General features: G+C 44.9%; 16 protein-coding genes. 14 read left to right on the top strand and 2 right to left on the bottom strand.

The window, feature by feature from the left end:
* Positions 1-25 precede the first annotated feature (25 nt).
* The 10 genes from xylE (at position 26) to T538_RS0116045 (ending at position 6,762) form a co-directional block, all read left to right on the top strand.
* Entirely contained in the window at positions 26-1,495 is a 1,470-nt protein-coding gene (gene xylE, locus T538_RS0116095; RefSeq protein ID WP_031535718.1) for a D-xylose transporter XylE, read from the top strand.
* 768 nt (positions 1,496-2,263) lie between these two features.
* Complete coding sequence (locus tag T538_RS0116085) at positions 2,264-2,485, top strand: DUF6140 family protein (RefSeq protein WP_031535714.1); 222 nt, start codon at positions 2,264-2,266, stop codon at positions 2,483-2,485.
* A gap of 98 nt (positions 2,486-2,583) precedes the next feature.
* Positions 2,584-3,006: a hypothetical protein gene (locus tag T538_RS0116080; protein WP_031541542.1), complete on the top strand. Its 423-nt coding sequence runs from the start codon at positions 2,584-2,586 to the stop codon at positions 3,004-3,006.
* Between the two features lie 9 nt (positions 3,007-3,015).
* Positions 3,016-3,360: a hypothetical protein gene (locus T538_RS0116075; protein WP_031535710.1), complete on the top strand. Its 345-nt coding sequence runs from the start codon at positions 3,016-3,018 to the stop codon at positions 3,358-3,360.
* 14 nt (positions 3,361-3,374) lie between these two features.
* A complete protein-coding gene (locus T538_RS0116070) occupies positions 3,375-3,767 on the top strand; it encodes a hypothetical protein (RefSeq protein WP_031535708.1) in 393 nt (130 codons plus the stop codon).
* 1 nt (position 3,768) lies between these two features.
* Positions 3,769-4,047, top strand: a complete 279-nt coding sequence (locus tag T538_RS0116065; protein ID WP_031535706.1) for a hypothetical protein — start codon at positions 3,769-3,771, stop codon at positions 4,045-4,047.
* A gap of 3 nt (positions 4,048-4,050) precedes the next feature.
* Entirely contained in the window at positions 4,051-5,379 is a 1,329-nt protein-coding gene (locus T538_RS0116060; RefSeq protein WP_051656190.1) for an ATP-binding protein, read from the top strand.
* 34 nt (positions 5,380-5,413) lie between these two features.
* The gene (locus T538_RS0116055; RefSeq protein WP_155993322.1) at positions 5,414-5,821 is read left to right on the top strand and encodes a hypothetical protein; all 408 of its coding nucleotides are present in this window, start codon (positions 5,414-5,416) and stop codon (positions 5,819-5,821) included.
* 114 nt (positions 5,822-5,935) lie between these two features.
* Positions 5,936-6,547, top strand: coding sequence for a DUF2238 domain-containing protein (locus T538_RS0116050; protein ID WP_031535700.1), 612 nt, complete (start codon positions 5,936-5,938; stop codon positions 6,545-6,547).
* Positions 6,544-6,762 (top strand): hypothetical protein, encoded by a 219-nt coding sequence (locus T538_RS0116045; protein WP_031535699.1) that lies wholly within the window; start codon positions 6,544-6,546, stop codon positions 6,760-6,762. Before T538_RS0116050 ends, T538_RS0116045 begins: the two co-directional genes overlap by 4 nt.
* 89 nt (positions 6,763-6,851) lie before the next feature.
* Here T538_RS0116045 and T538_RS0116035 read toward each other — a convergent pair whose 3' ends face one another.
* Positions 6,852-7,571 carry a TorF family putative porin gene (locus tag T538_RS0116035; RefSeq protein WP_031535697.1) on the bottom strand — a complete coding sequence of 240 codons (720 nt, stop codon included), beginning with the start codon at positions 7,569-7,571 and terminating at the stop codon, positions 6,852-6,854.
* A 336-nt stretch (positions 7,572-7,907) separates the two neighbouring features.
* On the opposite strand from T538_RS0116035, the gene T538_RS17415 reads away from it, so the two are divergent.
* Positions 7,908-9,296, top strand: a complete 1,389-nt coding sequence (locus T538_RS17415) for a pectate lyase family protein (RefSeq protein WP_081835056.1) — start codon at positions 7,908-7,910, stop codon at positions 9,294-9,296.
* Here the strand turns inward: T538_RS17415 and T538_RS0116025 are convergent.
* Positions 9,253-10,200 carry an acyltransferase family protein gene (locus T538_RS0116025; protein WP_031535692.1) on the bottom strand — a complete coding sequence of 316 codons (948 nt, stop codon included), beginning with the start codon at positions 10,198-10,200 and terminating at the stop codon, positions 9,253-9,255. The two genes, T538_RS17415 and T538_RS0116025, sit on opposite strands and share 44 nt — an antisense overlap.
* A 99-nt stretch (positions 10,201-10,299) precedes the next feature.
* Between T538_RS0116025 and T538_RS0116020 the strand changes: the two genes are divergently transcribed.
* From T538_RS0116020 to T538_RS0116005, 3 genes are all read left to right on the top strand, one after another.
* On the top strand, positions 10,300-12,273 hold the full coding sequence (locus T538_RS0116020) for an OPT family oligopeptide transporter (protein WP_031535690.1): 1,974 nt from the start codon (positions 10,300-10,302) through the stop codon (positions 12,271-12,273).
* A 1,158-nt stretch (positions 12,274-13,431) separates the two neighbouring features.
* The gene (locus T538_RS0116015; RefSeq protein WP_031535688.1) at positions 13,432-14,217 is read left to right on the top strand and encodes a KilA-N domain-containing protein; all 786 of its coding nucleotides are present in this window, start codon (positions 13,432-13,434) and stop codon (positions 14,215-14,217) included.
* 300 nt (positions 14,218-14,517) lie between these two features.
* Complete coding sequence (locus T538_RS0116005; protein WP_031535686.1) at positions 14,518-15,720, top strand: TlpA family protein disulfide reductase; 1,203 nt, start codon at positions 14,518-14,520, stop codon at positions 15,718-15,720.
* The last annotated feature ends 27 nt before the right edge of the window (positions 15,721-15,747 follow it).

Here is a 15,747-nt window from a genome sequence, read left to right as displayed (position 1 = left end):
CCTTTAATCCTACCATTACTTTATTATGCAAGATAAAGGAAGTAAATCATACCTCTTCAGCATTGTCCTCGTGGCAGTGCTGGGAGGTTTATTGTTTGGATACGATACAGCCGTTATTTCTGGTGCCGAGAAGGGCTTGCAGGCTTTCTTCCTTGGTGCTCAGGACTTTGTTTATACCGATTTCTGGCACGGCATCTCATCATCGAGTGCCCTCATTGGCTGTATCATCGGAAGTTCCGTTTCCGGATATCTGGCTTCGAACTTCGGCCGAAAGAAGTCGCTTGTTCTCGCAGGCGTTCTCTTCTTTCTCTCGGCTCTCGGCTCGTACTATCCGGAGTTTTTGTTTTTCGAATACGGAAAACCAACTTACTCACTACTCTGGGCGTTCAACTTTTACCGTGTGCTTGGCGGTGTAGGTGTGGGCTTGGCATCGGCTGTGTGCCCTATGTACATTGCCGAGGTTGCTCCGTCTAACATTCGCGGTACATTGGTTTCGTGGAACCAGTTTGCCATAATCTTCGGTCAGCTGGTTGTTTATTTTGTAAATCTTGTAATCCTTGGCGACCACGTTGCTCCTATTGTTGAGCAGGTGGGCGAGAATGTGTACAAGATTGTAAACGGTAATGAGGCCGAATGGTGCATGACCGTTGGATGGCGATATATGTTTGTGAGCGAGGCTGTACCTGCCGGACTGTTTGCACTTCTGGTGTGCTTCGTTCCCGAGACTCCTCGCTATCTGGCTCTTGTGGGCAATGATGACAAGGCGCTGCATGTGCTTTCGCGCATCAACGGAAGCGACAAGGCTGCCGAGATTCTTCAGGACATAAAGAATACCGCTACCGAGAAGACAGAGAAACTCTTGTCTTACGGATGGGTGGTTATCTTTGTGGGCATCATGCTTTCTGTGTTCCAGCAGGCTGTGGGCATCAATGCGGTGCTTTATTTTGCGCCTCGCATTTTCGAGTCGTGCGGATTTAACAATCCAATGTGGCTCACCGTGTTCATGGGTGTTGTAAACATTCTGTTCACGCTGGTTGCCATCTTCACAGTCGAGAAGTTGGGTCGCAAGCCTCTGCTCATCTGTGGTTCTATCGGAATGGCTGTCGGAGCGTTCGGCTTTGCGCTTGTAAACTTCCTCAGCCTGCCTCCTGTGATTGCTGCTGCAAGCATCATGATTTACAGTGCGTCGTTCATGTTCAGTTGGGGACCGATATGCTGGGTACTCATTGCCGAGATTTTCCCTAACACAATTCGTGGTGCTGCGGTGGCTATTGCCGTTGCTTTCCAGTGGATTGCCAATTTCATTGTTTCGTCTACCTTCGTTCCGATGTATAACATGGAACTGACTGCCGGCGACGGCTTCGGACACATCTTTGCATACGCTCTCTACGGTGCAATCTGCGTTCTGGCTGCCATCTTTGTTTGGCGCATGGTTCCCGAAACAAAGGGCAAGACCCTCGAGGATATGAGCCGTTTGTGGAGAAAGGAGAACTGATGTTTTAATTTTCTATATTTTGCAGTCCTGCCCGCTGTTCTGGTGGTTGGCAGGACTGTTTTTTTGTGTGTAGGGAAAACAACGTATCAAAAGAGTTGAATAACTTTTTTATCGTGTCTGTTAAGTTTTTTTAACATTTTGTTCTTGGCAATAAATATTTTTTCTATATTTGTCGAGTCTTATTCATGCTGAAAGCCCCTAAGGGTGGAAAGTGGGGTAAGGCACATATACATATAAAAGGCGTACCTTTACGCTTTGGTTTTGACTCTATAAGAACTTCGCAAACTCTAAGGATTGTCAAAAACAAAGCAACGGGAACGCCCCTTGGGATGTATAATATACGTCATCATTGGCTCATTGCTGAAAGGCATTGTGCCGTGTTGGTTTTATATATGCATCAACGTGGGGCTTTCAGCGTTGCTCGTTTCGACAATCCGGGCAATGCGAAGGCCTTTATAGAGTGGAACGAGTGACAGGACTGGCTCCACGTTTTTTTGTGTATATGTCGAAACTGAATAATGAATTAAAGAGACTATCCTTGGAGCCAATAGTCATAGAAAAAATTAAAATTCTATAACTAATGGGAATGTTTGGCATACATTATATATAAAACATTGCTCGTATTCTAATAAAATTGTTTGTGTATCGTATCGTATTACGTTATATAAACAAAAGGTAAATTCGCTAATGAAAAACAAATTTAAATATTGTATTCAGACTATAATCCCACACTAAATTTGTTTCAGACAACGAAAAATACATAAAATTATGGCAGTTTATAGAATAACCACCAAGAACCATAAGATGGTCAATGGTATTTGTATCGAACCGGGAATGTCGGTTCAGGTTGTAACTCAGAGTATGAGTAACCCTGTTGTGACAAATGGCGGACAGCCAGTAATTGATGCCTTCTATCGCCTTTACGGCATAGATATAAAGAAGGCTGGCTGCCTTAATATGGCAGATCTTCAAGTTGATAAAGTTGGATAAAAACTTGAGGGATTTTTTGTATGAAAACGTTAATGTTTTTATACAAAAATACAATGTAATAATGTGAAATTTCAGAGTATTAACTAATTTATAAGATTATGTTTTCTATTAGAGACGCAATTTTGGGTATTAAAGAACATTTGAGAAATGCTGGTAGTTTAGTAGATTCTACGCTTGTTGTATTGGCTGAAGAATTTACTAAGGTTTTGAATGTCTTGCTATGTGGTGCAGAGAATCCGGAACAGCAACTTCCAAAGAATATGAAAGTTTATGAGGTGGAAGTTGTAACTAAGGATAAAATTGTAGAGATTGCAAAGGAGTGTATGGTTCCTAACTGCAATGAGGTTGTAGCCATGAAAAAGAATGGCAAGGATTATGACAGCATAATATATCTTGCATATTCAAAAGATCGTGAGTTGTTGCCGCAAGAGAAAAATTTCTACGTAATAATCAATGCAAAGGAGATAACTAAGAGCGTTGATGAATTGTTCGGTGAAAAAAAGTTAATAATCTTAAATTAAACAAGTAAAATGGGAATATTAGAAGAAATTTGGGCCGGAATCGGCAACTTTTTTGAGCACGTTATTAATTTCATCTGTGATGTGATTGACGGTATTCTTAACTTCTTCAATGATGTCGTTGATTGGTTTAAGAAGAAATTCTTACAGAAGGGAAGGCACATCCCCTTCATCGGCGACAAGAACAAGATCAAGGATATGTTGAAAACTGCACCAGTCAAAGATGTCGGACTTTTCAAGGGTATCTACGACCAACAGACCGACGAGATTACCGACATGGCAGTTGTTGAGGCTGATGAACTTGATGCCCAAACGAAAGAAGTTCTTGGTAATGACGCATTAGTAGTTTTAAGTTAAAAAAAGTAAATTCAATGAGAATAATGAAAGTTTTTGCATTTGTTACTATAGTAGTAGCTGCTATAGGAGCGTATTTTTATAGCCAAAGAAAAAAATCAAAGTTTGAGTTTACATCAGACATTTTGGATGCGGAACTGTCTTTCGACGAGGTCATGGCATTCTTCAAGTCAAAGAATCTTGACAAGGATGTACACACACCGTTTATTGCAAATGGCGATTCTGCTGAACTCAAAGAAATGATACATCAGCCTTATCCAGAGAAAAAGGAAGGCTACGTATCGTTGCTGCTTGGAGTGTATAATAAAGATACTGACGAATTTGAGGATGCTAAGTTGATTTATGCTAAATCTATAGATGCTAAGATTTCTGATATATTGGGTAATGATCCACTGGTTGTTTTAAGTTAATATGTGGGGTATATTATTAGAGTTAGCTGGTGGCTTTCTGTTTGGAGCTGCTGTTGCTTTGATTGTTAGTACAATCATTGATGCGAGTGTAGTAAAAGATAAAGCCAAGGAAAAATACCCCAATAAATCCTTGAAATTGTTAATAAAAAGCAAGAATACTCGTAAGGTCGATGTTGGTATCTATAACAGAAAAACGGGAGAACATTATGATGATATACAAATTGAGTCAGAAAAAGGTGTTTCTGAATCTTTGTATGAAGGACAAGAATTATATGCATAAATAATGGAAATAACAGTACAAGTTACAGATGAACAGAGAATAGCGTTGGAGCAAATCAACGATGCTATTTGGTCGGTGATTCAATGTTCTGGCTATCCGCTTACTGTAAAATATGGTAGTCGTGTTGTAATAAAGAAGGGAGTTGAAGCCTTTTTGATTAATGATAACGCAAATTTTTCGCTTGTAGGAAGTTATGACATTAAAAACAAAGTCGTTGAGGTGTTAAAACGCGCCGACTTGGAGTCGATTATTCCAGATTATGCGATAATTGTGAAGTTGGTATTTGAACAGAAATCAGAATCCAACGAACAAACAACAACGGAAAAAGTTCCAGCAATGGAGAAGGCTTCCGCAGCGACAGCGCGTAAGTCCGAAGAGGTACAGCAGTTTTTCCCGGTAGATCCGAAATACAGTTTTGAACAGATTATTATTTCTGACGAACTGCGAAAAGACATTTACGATTCGATAAAACTTATCGAGTGTAAAGGCTTGATTTACGATCTGTGGGGTTACGGTGAAATTGAACCTGTTGCAAAAAGTATATTGAATATGCACGGTCCTGCAGGTACAGGTAAGACAATGTGTGCACATGCAATTGCGAAGAAGTTGGGCAAAAAGTTGCTCGCACTTAACTATTCAGAGATCGAGTCAAAGTATCTCGGTGATTCTGCCAAGAATCTTAAACGTGCGTTTGAAACCGCAGAAAAGACTGATTCCGTAATGTTTTTCGACGAAGCGGATTCGTTCTTGGGTAAGCGAGTGGAGAATATCGGCAGTAGTACCGACCAAGCGTTAAACTCGTTGCGTAGTCAAATGCTGATTTTGTTGGAGGAACATAACGGAGTAGTTTTGTTTGCAACCAATTTAGTTTCAAACTTCGACCCTGCGTTCAATTCTCGCATTCAAAAGCACATAAAGTTTGAACTACCAAACAAGGAAGCGCGTATCGAAATCATCAAGAAACAGATTCCGAAAAATCTGCCGCACAAAGAACCGTTTACTGATGAGAAGTTGGCTGAGGCAAGCGAATTGGCGGACGGTTTCAACGGTCGCGAAATCAAAAACGCTATGTTGAATATGTATCTGTCAAAGGCGGACTTGAATAATACGACGGAGATTGATTTCACTGTCGAGGACATCTGTAACGCGATGAAAGCCAAGAAGGACGAAAAGGAGAAACTCGAAGCAGAGCGTAAGGAGAAACTCAAACAGAAAATCATCAACAAACTTTCAGATAAAGCCGAGGAAGAACGTATGACTAAAGAGTATGAAGAACAGAAAAAAACGGCAAATACGGACGTGTCTGAACCAGAAGTGAACGAGGAGAAATAGAAGGATACCTGTAAAAAAAATAAAACAATCAATTATGGAAACAACAACCCTTGAATTTCCTCATAATGTCCGAGCAACATACACGGCAGTGAGGCATTTGTTCGAGATGAAGCGCACCAAATTTTCGAGCATTAAGTTCAACGACGACTTGTTCATCGTTGAGGCTCGGCATGGAGCGTGGATTTCGCCCTTCTCGGAAAACGTAAAGATGAAGGTTGTTGCAACGGGCAGCCAGACTTGCAAGGTGGTGGTTGAATCATCGTCACGCACATTTCTCAATCTTCTGAACTTTGGGGCAAACAAAGGCAACATATCTGATTTGAGCGACTACATTAACAACGAAGTGTACAAACTTTGTCAGCCTGGCGAGATTCCGATGACTCGTCAATCTGATGACCACTCAACCATCAGAATTGTGCCCCCAGACATAAAGTTCAAGTAATGATTTTAACTCTGCCCTGCCTTCTGCTTTTGTAGTTGGCAGGGCTTGTTTATTTATAAAGAATTGTGTTTTTACAAGAAAAACAATATTTTTGCGCTGAAAAAATCGAATGGTATGAACAGAACAAAACTCTCGCTGGTGCTGATGCTTGTGGCTGTAACGGTTGTGACGTGCATCAACCCCATATATCCGCAGGAACAGATTCTGCAACATGCCGGAACGCTTCTGCTAATGCTTCCGCTTGCCGCCGATGTGGTTAGAAACCGGATGCCATTTTCGGCATTCATCGGGATAGTGTGTTTCACGCTTCTGCACATTGTCGGAGCACGGTATATCTACTCGTATGTTCCTTACAGAGAGTGGTTTGCTGCGGTTGGAGTTACTGATGCCGCTTTCCTTCAAGGAACGCGAAACCATTACGACCGCTTGGTTCACTTTTCCTTCGGATTGCTGATGTTTCCTTGCCTCGTATGGCTTTGCCGCCGATGGATAGGGCAGAGGCAGATTATTCCGATTCTTGTGGCTTGGCTCATTGTACAGACAGGCAGCATGATTTACGAACTCTTTGAATGGACTCTCACCATCGTCATGACATCAGAAGAGGCCGACTATTACAATGGTCAGCAGGGCGATATGTGGGACGCTCAGAAGGATATGGCTCTGGCAATGGCAGGCTCGTCTGTTGTCGCCGTGTGCTATCTTGTAAAATCAAAGTTCAGGAGATGAAACGCATTTTATTCGTTATTGCGCTTGTTGCCATAGCCGTAATCGAGTTTCTGCTATGGATAAATGCGCTTGTAGACGGCAAATATCTGGTAGAGGGAAGTGGAGTGGAAGATGTTTACAACCTGCGTGTAGAAAGCCTTTCTGCGGCAATGTTCGTAAACTACGGAATAGTACTGCTGCTTGCCTTTTGTCTGCTTTTCAGAAAGAAGAAATGAAAGACCCCGATGCCCGAAAGCACCGAGGTCTGATTGCTTTTTTTGAGAACCGAGAAATTCTCAAGCAGAAAGAGTCAAGAGTCCACTCTTTATGGCTGTAAGGTAAAGCCGAAGGTCAGATAAGCCTTCTGTGAGCATGGATTGGCGGTTATGCCGGCAAACACTGGCACGCTGAACGAATCGGTAACCTTAATTTCTTTCGAAGCCTTTAGTGTAAGGTTGGTAATGGCAAATCTGTCGGCTCCGTAGAAGGTTGTTGCGTACGGAACGCATCCAGCTGTAGCCGTCCACTCAGCACCGCCAAAGGCAAATGGCACGTTCACCTCGGCATAGCTGCTGTAAGCTCGTTTTCCGCTCTTGTTTGCGCCGTCGTTACCGGCAAAGTTTGTGTACCACTGCACGTTAAGCACCTTGAAGTCGTAGCCTATGTTAGCCTCGAAAACGTGGTTTGTGCTGTGCGCGTTGTATCTGAAGTATCTGTTGCGCTCGTCCAGTCCGCTGTTAAACCAATAGTCTGTTATTCCAACGGTCAGTCCGCCAATGGTGTAACTTGCCGTGATGTCGAACTCCTTCGTGTCATCAGGATTTGTAAGACCTGTGCTTCCCCATGCGCTGAGCGAGAATCCGCCGCAGCCAATGCCGAGGGTTGGCTGGAATGATGTTCCGCCCAAGTCCTGACCACGCCAGATGTACTGGTTAACCACATCGGCCGAGATGCTGGTCTCTACCTTGCTTTCGTCTTGAGCTTTTGCGAATGTTGCTGCCAAGAGCATCATAAACAAGCCTGCAAATCTTTTTACTTTCTTCATGTTTCGTGTTTTTTAGTTTAACAATTTGTTTGTGTGTTGTGTTGTATCTCTCAGTCTGAAATGTTTACGATGCAAAAATACGGCATTTTGTAACTAAAACTGTAATAATTGTGTTAATTTGTTTATGTAAAAATAAAACTTGTTACAATTTGGTAAAATAAAGTACTTCTAAATATTAAAATGTAACCACTTTTGAAGAAAATGCTTTCAATATGAAATGCTGTACCCCATACAATTACGTTAAAAAAACATAAACGCAGAATAATAATGCCGTAACGCTGAATATTTAAAGAAAATTAAGTGTATATTTGCAGCCGTAACAAACAACGCAAAAAAATGTTATTATCAATTACTAACTGCAAACGTAAGGCTGTTTTTGCCGCCACGGTACTGATTGCCATGGCAGGCAATGCACAGACAAATCTTTCAACACTCGATCTTAATGCGCCTTTCGGATGGACAAACTGCTCGTCTATGACTGCGGGCGACGACTATTCGACAACAGGCGGCGAAGGCTCTTCGCAGAAGAGAACCATAACGCTCAAATCTACTGGGGCGGATATGAAGTCGGCCATTCAGAATGCTGTAAAGAACAACGACATCATTATTCTCGACGGCTCGGACGGCGATTTCATCGTGTCGTCGAACGTGGGCATCAGCGGTGCTCAGAACAAAACAATCGTGGGCATTAACGGAGCGCGAATCTGCTCAAAGTGGTATGTTACTCCAGAGATTATCAAACTGCTCGACGATAATAATGTTAAGTCTTATTCAACATCGTCTGGAACTGGCGGCAAGCTAACTAACGGCACAAGCGTGAGCGAAGGACGCGAATATATTACTCGCCAGTTGCTTATAAATTATACTGGCGACAGCAGCGAGGGCTACAGAAGTTCCGGCATCTTGTCGGTTAGCGGATGCAATAACCTCATAATCCGAAACCTTAAGTTCGTAGGTCCGGGAACTGTTGATATCAGCGGAAACGACCTTATCAGCTGCACCGGAACGACTCACTTGTGGGTTGACCACTGCGATTTTACCGACGGACTCGACGGCAACTTCGACATTACCAACGGTTCTAACTTCGTTACCGTTTCGTGGTGCTCGTTCAGTTATACCGACCGCGCTTACGACCACCGCAACACCAACTTGGTGGGCAGCAGCGACTCTTATACATCCGATGAGGACAATCTTAACATTACATACGCATTCAACAACTGGAGCACAAAGTGCAACGCCCGTATGCCAATGGCTCGCTTCGGTACAATCCACATGCTTAACAACTATTACGATTGCGAAGGAAACGGCTCGCCTTGCATCAATCCGCGAAAGAATTCGGAGTTCCTTATTGAAGGCAACTATTTCGACAGCGGCGTGCGAAACATCTTCTCGCAGTCGAGCGCAAAGCGTTGGACATGGACTTCGACAAACTACACCGTCGAGTCGTTCAGCCCAAGCAGCAGCGGCACAAACGTAACAATGCCATACAGCTACACAGTTGCAAACGTGCAGAATGTTCCGACAGAGATAAAGAAGTATGTTGGCGCATCGCTCGAAAATCCTCTGGTCTTCGGAAAGTCGGGCGAGACAAGCGTTTCAAAGACCGTAAAGAAGCAGAATGCCGAGCGCATCTACACTCCAGACGGAAGCAAGCACAAGAAGGCGCAGGAAGGCGTGAACATCATCGTAGGCGAGGACGGAAACGTGAAAAAAGTATTGCGATAAAATAGACGATAGTCAGACTTGCAGCCCACACTATGGCAACCCCAAGGTGTGGGCTGCATTGCGTTTGCCTGATGCCTATGCTCACAACCTGAGGCACGGCTGTGCTGAGCAGATAGAACAGAAGCGTGTGCTGCCCTATAAAGCAGAGCGGCTTAAAAGGCGGAATATTCTTGCAGATGCCTACGAAGGCTATTGTAGAAGCCAAGGCGATAATCATTCCGAAGAGAGTAAAATCCATTGCGCCTACGTCTATCGTCATCTGCCTGCCGAAGATGATTATCAGCACAGACGAAACAGTCATCGTTAGAATGCAGACGGGCAGTCCCGAATCTATCTGTATCTTATCCTCAAAATGGCAAAAAAGAGTCCCGGCGGCAAGAAAAATCATGGAATACATTCCAGAATTGAAGTGCATTATTGCATTTTCATCCCTGAAAAAGATTATTGCAACGGTAGCCGTGATGGCAGATATTGCCGTTATTTTGGCAAGTCTGAAATCCTTGCCAAGCAGAACTATTCCGCACCAGATTAGTTCGGCAACAATCAAGGCCGACGTGAACCAGAACGCCCCTCCGCCCACGGCATCGGGCAGAAAGGCGCGGAAGTCGAGCGCGCCGCCGTTTGCCATCATCTTGGGCACAAACAAGAACGATGCCACCAGCACCGACGGCAGATAAATCCTAAGCAGCGCATTACGGGCAATGTCCGATGCCGATTTTCCGCATCTGTAAAGCAGGAAGCCCGACACGAAGAAGAACACGTTTACATAGAACGGCGACCGCAGGTTGAACAGCAGTTCGCTCTCGCAGCCATACTTAACCTCGGCATGATACATGTAAACCAGAATCATGCCTATTGCCTTGGCGGTGTCAATCCAATGTAAACGTCCGTTGTCTCGCATCATATTAAATTTGTACAAAAATAAGAAGAAAAACTTATTCTGTATCTTGTATCTGTGGTTTTTTCTTTGTTCCTTTGTCGGGTGTAAAAATGAATATCAATAATTATGGAGGATTTTGAAAAGAAAGTCGGTCTGCCCGAGAACGCCATGCGCGAACTGAAAGAGGGTGAGACCTACGAACCGTTGATGTCGCCCGACAGCAATCCGCGCGAAGTTACCGTGTGGTCTGTAACGTGGGGCATCCTGATGGCTGTTCTGTTCAGCGCGGCCGCCGCTTATTTAGGCCTGAAGGTTGGACAGGTGTTCGAGGCTGCCATCCCTATAGCCATCATTGCCGTTGGCGTGTCGGGCGCAACGCATCGCAAGGGTGCGCTGGGCGAGAACGTGATGATACAGAGCATAGGAGCGTGCTCGGGCATGATTGTTGCCGGAGCCATCTTCACGCTGCCTGCTCTTTACATTCTTCAGGCCAAATTTCCCGAACTTACCGTTAATTTCTTCGAGGTGTTCTTTGCCTCTCTGCTTGGCGGAATACTTGGAATACTGTTTCTGATACCGTTCCGCAAGTATTTCGTTAAGGATATGCACGGAAAGTATCCGTTCCCCGAGGCTACGGCAGGCACTCAGGTGCTCGTGTCGGGCGAGAAGGGCGGCGATCAGGCTAAGCCGTTGCTTGTTGCCGGACTGATTGGCGGATTGTACGATTTTGTTGTCGCTACCTTCGGATGGTGGAACGAGAATGTTACTTCGCGATGCTTTGCGTGGGGCGAGGCTCTGGCAGACAAGGCAAAACTCGTGTTCAAGGTCAATTCGGGTGCTGCGTTGCTCGGACTCGGCTATATCGTCGGATTCAAGTATTCGTTCATCATCTGCCTCGGCTCTGCTGCCGTATGGTGGGTTATCGTGCCAGCCATTGCCTTTATTTTCCCCGATATGGAGGTTGCGGCAGGTGTTGCGGCATCATCGGCATCGCCCGAGGAGATATTCAAATATGCCAAGGATATTGGCATCGGCGGTATTGCCATGGCTGGAGTGATAGGCGTAGTTAAGAGTTGGGGGCTGATAAAGGGCGCTGTCAGTCTTGCCGGAAAGGAACTTCGTGGCAACAAGGATGTGGCAGCCAAGGCACAGCCTCGCACTCAGCGCGATTTGTCTATGCGTATTGTCTGCATAGGCATCATCGCAACGCTTATCGTTACGTTCTTGTTCTTCCAGTTTGGTGTTATGAATGGTGTTTGGCTGTTCAGCATCACAGCCATCTTGGTGCTTACCATTATCGCCTTTCTCTTTACCACCGTGGCGGCAAATGCCATTGCCATCGTTGGTACAAATCCTGTATCGGGAATGACGCTGATGACGCTCATCCTTGCGTCTGTCATCCTCGTAGCCATCGGTCTCGACGGAACAGCCGGAATGGTTGCTGCCATGATTATGGGCGGCGTAACGTGTACGGCTCTCAGCACTTCGGGAGCGTTTATAACCGACCTAAAGACGGGCTACTGGCTTGGCAGCACGCCGCAGAAGCAGGAAACGTGGAAGTTTGTCGGCGTACTTGTGTCGGCTGCCACCGTTTCGGGCGTGATAATGATTCTTAACAAGACTTACGGCTTTACCAGCGGACAACTTGCCGCTCCTCAGGCCAACGCCATGGCTGCCGTCATCGAGCCGCTGATGAACGGAAGGGGCGCTCCGTGGATGCTCTATGGCATTGGTGCGGCAATAGCCCTCGTGCTCACGCTGCTCAAAGTGCCGGCTCTGGCTTTCACCCTTGGAATGTTCATTCCTCTGGAACTTAATTTGCCTCTCATCGTGGGCGGCGCAATAAACTGGTACGTAACATCTCGCAGCACCGACAGCAAACTTAATTCTGCGCGCGGCGAGAAGGGAACGCTCCTTGCATCGGGCTTCATTGCCGGTGGTGCGCTGATGGGCGTGGTTAGTGCCGTGCTCCGTTTTGCCGGCGTGCAGATTGACTATTCTGAATGGTGGGCAAACAGTTGGAGCGAGGTGCTGTCGTTCGTTATGTATATCGCCGTCATCTGGTATATGATAAAGGCTTCGATGAAAGTTCATTGATTTCACCAATTCTTTAGTTGAGAATTGTAATTCGAAAGGTTTTGATTGGGAATTGACAACGGTTGGTTGCAATTCCCAATTTTTTTTGAGAGAGAATTGAAAAGTTCTTTTCAGAAATAAGAATTGTCAATTGTCCATTGTGCTTTGCCAATTATCAAGCAAGGGGGTGGTAAGCCGGAAGGTACGTTGAAGATACGTTCAAGATACGTTCAGGGTTCGTTGAAGATTCGGGCAGGGTACGTTCAAGGTTCGTTCTGGTAAGCCGATAGTAAGCCGATAGCAAGGGAGAAGCAAGCCGAAAGCGACGGGGTAGCTACGGGGTAGGTACGGAGTAGGTTCGGGGAAGCTACGAGGAAGCAAGGGGGAAGATATACGAACAGATGGTAGAGACAATTTTGTCCAAAACGAAGAATACATCTCCAAAAGCGGTGATTTTCTCTGATTTTATGCTTATATTTGTCATGTCATTGAATGAAATTCTTTTTTTTGTTTTGTTACACAAAATAAGTGAATTTTCTGACATGATATGTTTAACTAAAGTACTACGGAATTGGTGAAGAATTCATGTGGAAGTGTTTGTTACCTTTATAAGTATTTGTAATACAGATAGAAACAAATATACCCCGAAGTTGAAAGGTAGAAAAAAGTGCAATTTGCGATTTGCCGATTTGGGTGCCAAAGCAAGCAGTTTTTGTATCATAAGAACTGCACAAGATTTAACAAATCATTAAGATTATTTAATAGTCCGTTTTTAGTCATTTTGAGCTTTTGCCAACTTGGGTGAGCATAGAGAAGGTCTTTTGTCAGTCAAGAGAGAGAAGATAAAGCATCAAAATTGGGGCAGTTGTACCGTCATTGTATCTCGGTTTCTCTAAGTATCTGGGATTCAACGATGGATAATAATTCAAAGTCAACTATGGACAGAATTACTGATTGTCAATCGTACCTATGTTTATGTGTCGCCAGACAGGAAATCTTTGGTACAAAGTGAATCAAAAAGGTAGGGAAAAAAAGTTGTAAGTGACGTTTTGATGCCAAAATGCGGTAAAAAACGCCTTCTTCACTTTATTAATATGGCAAGTTATCTGTAATTGGTGGAAAAGTTGTAACTTTGCAACGCAAAGTTTGTAAAACAGCAGACAATATGGCAAAGATAACATACAGAACACGCAGATAACGGTCATAAAGCAGAACGAAGATGACTATATCAGCCTGACAGATATGTTGAAGGCGAAAGATGGTGAGTTCTTTTTTTCTAACTGGCTGCGCAACCGCAATACCATTGAGTTCCTTGGAATATGGGAGCGGTTGATGAATCCGAATTTTAATTGTGCCGAATTCGACATAATTAAATCTCAGGCAGGGTTGAACCGTTTCCGTCTCAGTGCTAAAGAGTGGACAGAAAAGACTAATGCCATCGGTATTATCTCAAAGGCAGGGCGTTATGGTGGCACTTATGCACACAAAGACATTGCCTTTGAGTTTGCCATGTGGATAAGCCCAGAGTTCAAGGTATATCTGATACGTGAGTTCCAACGTCTGAAAGATGAAGAGCAGAAGCAACTTGGGTGGACGGCGAAGCGTGAACTGTCTAAAATCAACTACCGCATTCACACGGATGCCATCAAGCAGAACCTAATTCCTGAAGAGGTGACGGCAGCACAGGCCAGCATCATCTATGCTGAAGAGACAGACGTACTCAATGTAGCCATGTTCGGACAGACGGCCAAACAATGGCGTGAAGCCCATCCTGAACTGAAAGGGAACATCCGTGACTATGCTTCCATCAACGAGCTTATTTGTCTGGCAAATATGGAGAACATCAATGCAGTTCTCATTGATGAGGGAGTGCCACAGGTCGACCGCCTTGTCCGCCTCAATCAGATAGCCATCAATCAGATGCGTGTGCTGGAGAACGATGATAATAGAAACCTCTTAAAATGACATGAGTGGATAGAACGTAACATAGAACGACATAAGGAAGCGTTGACTTTTTGATTCTTGGTTTCTGTAATTCGCCAAATAAGGAACGCCCAAGGATGATAGAAGTTGATGCTCACGCAAGATGGCGTGAGCTGATACTTGTATCTGGGCGTAAGGCGTTTGGCGATGCCTCAGAAACCGATGCGGAATCAGTTTCACGCCATTTCTTTGTCCGATTAGGAAAGTTTAACGCCCTCGGAGGCCATATTTCCGCGTGAACGGATATAATAATAGTAAGGACAAATATAAACGAAAAGAACAATGAAAAATGCGATTAAGAGAGAGCCATGCAAACTTGTTTGCAGATGGCCGAGCGTGAGCATTTTATGTAACAAAAAAACGATCATCACCGCACTGCTTGCCCTCGTTGCAATGGCGGGGCAGGCGCAGACATTCACTCCCATCGTGGAAGACAGCATCGATTTCGTCATCACTGGCACCACAACCAGTTCACATGACAATGTGGCAATGTTTCCATGTGCACCAATTGGCGAAAAAGTGAAATTTCCCATCGTTGATGGCAAGTTCAAGGTAACAGGCCGACAGCCTCGCCATACATTCATCCAGATTGGTGACTATGCTGGAAACGACCTGCGCTTCATCGTGGAAGAGATGCCGACAAACATCAATCTCGTCACAGGCGAAGTGTCAGGTAGCAAATTGCAGCAACGCTTCATCCGCTGCCAAATGCGTGAGCGAGAAATCCGTCGCGTTGTCCAGTCGTGGTGGAACAGCCTTAGCGACGAAGACAAAAAAAGGATCAACACCATGAGGATGGACGGACTGCCCGATGCTACGGCAAAGGACAGTGCGAATATGGAAAAGTACGACAGCCACATGGACGACCTTTTAGCCACTAACCGGCAGAACATCCGCGAAAACCTTGACAATGTTATCCCTGCATGGTATCTTTACACGGGTATGGGCAGCCTGACACTAGAGCAGATGAACGAGTTCATGCGAGAGGATGCAGCCTACGCCCACCACCCTGCTATGGAATGTCCATGGAAGGAGTATTGGGGCATACTTCAGCAAATGAATATCACTGGCAAGCCAGCTCCCGACTTTGAGGCCGAGGCTCCCGATGGCACAATGCACCGCCTTTCAGAATACACAGGTCATGACCAATACGTTCTGATTGATTTCTGGGCGTCATGGTGTGGCCCCTGCATCCGCTCCTTCCCGTTCATGAAGGAAATCTATGCTACCTACAAAGACCGTGGCCTCATCTTCTTTGGCGTATCGTGCGACAAGAACCGCGATGCATGGCTGAAAGCCCTTGAAAAGCATCAACTGCCTTGGACTGCTCTGCGCAGTCCTGCTCGCAAAGGCGATGCTTGCGAACTTTACGGCATCACAGGCATCCCGGCAGTCATCCTCATTGCCCCGGATGGCAAGGTTGTCTCCACCGACTTGGAGGGTGAGAAACTAAAAGCGAAGCTTGCAGATATTTTCGGACAATAGCTGTTCTATTACTGACAACAGCCTATA

Source organism: Bacteroides sp. Ga6A2, assembly GCF_000702225.1.
Lineage (GTDB): Bacteria > Bacteroidota > Bacteroidia > Bacteroidales > Bacteroidaceae > Ga6A1.
This window is presented reverse-complemented; position numbering and strand designations above follow the sequence as displayed.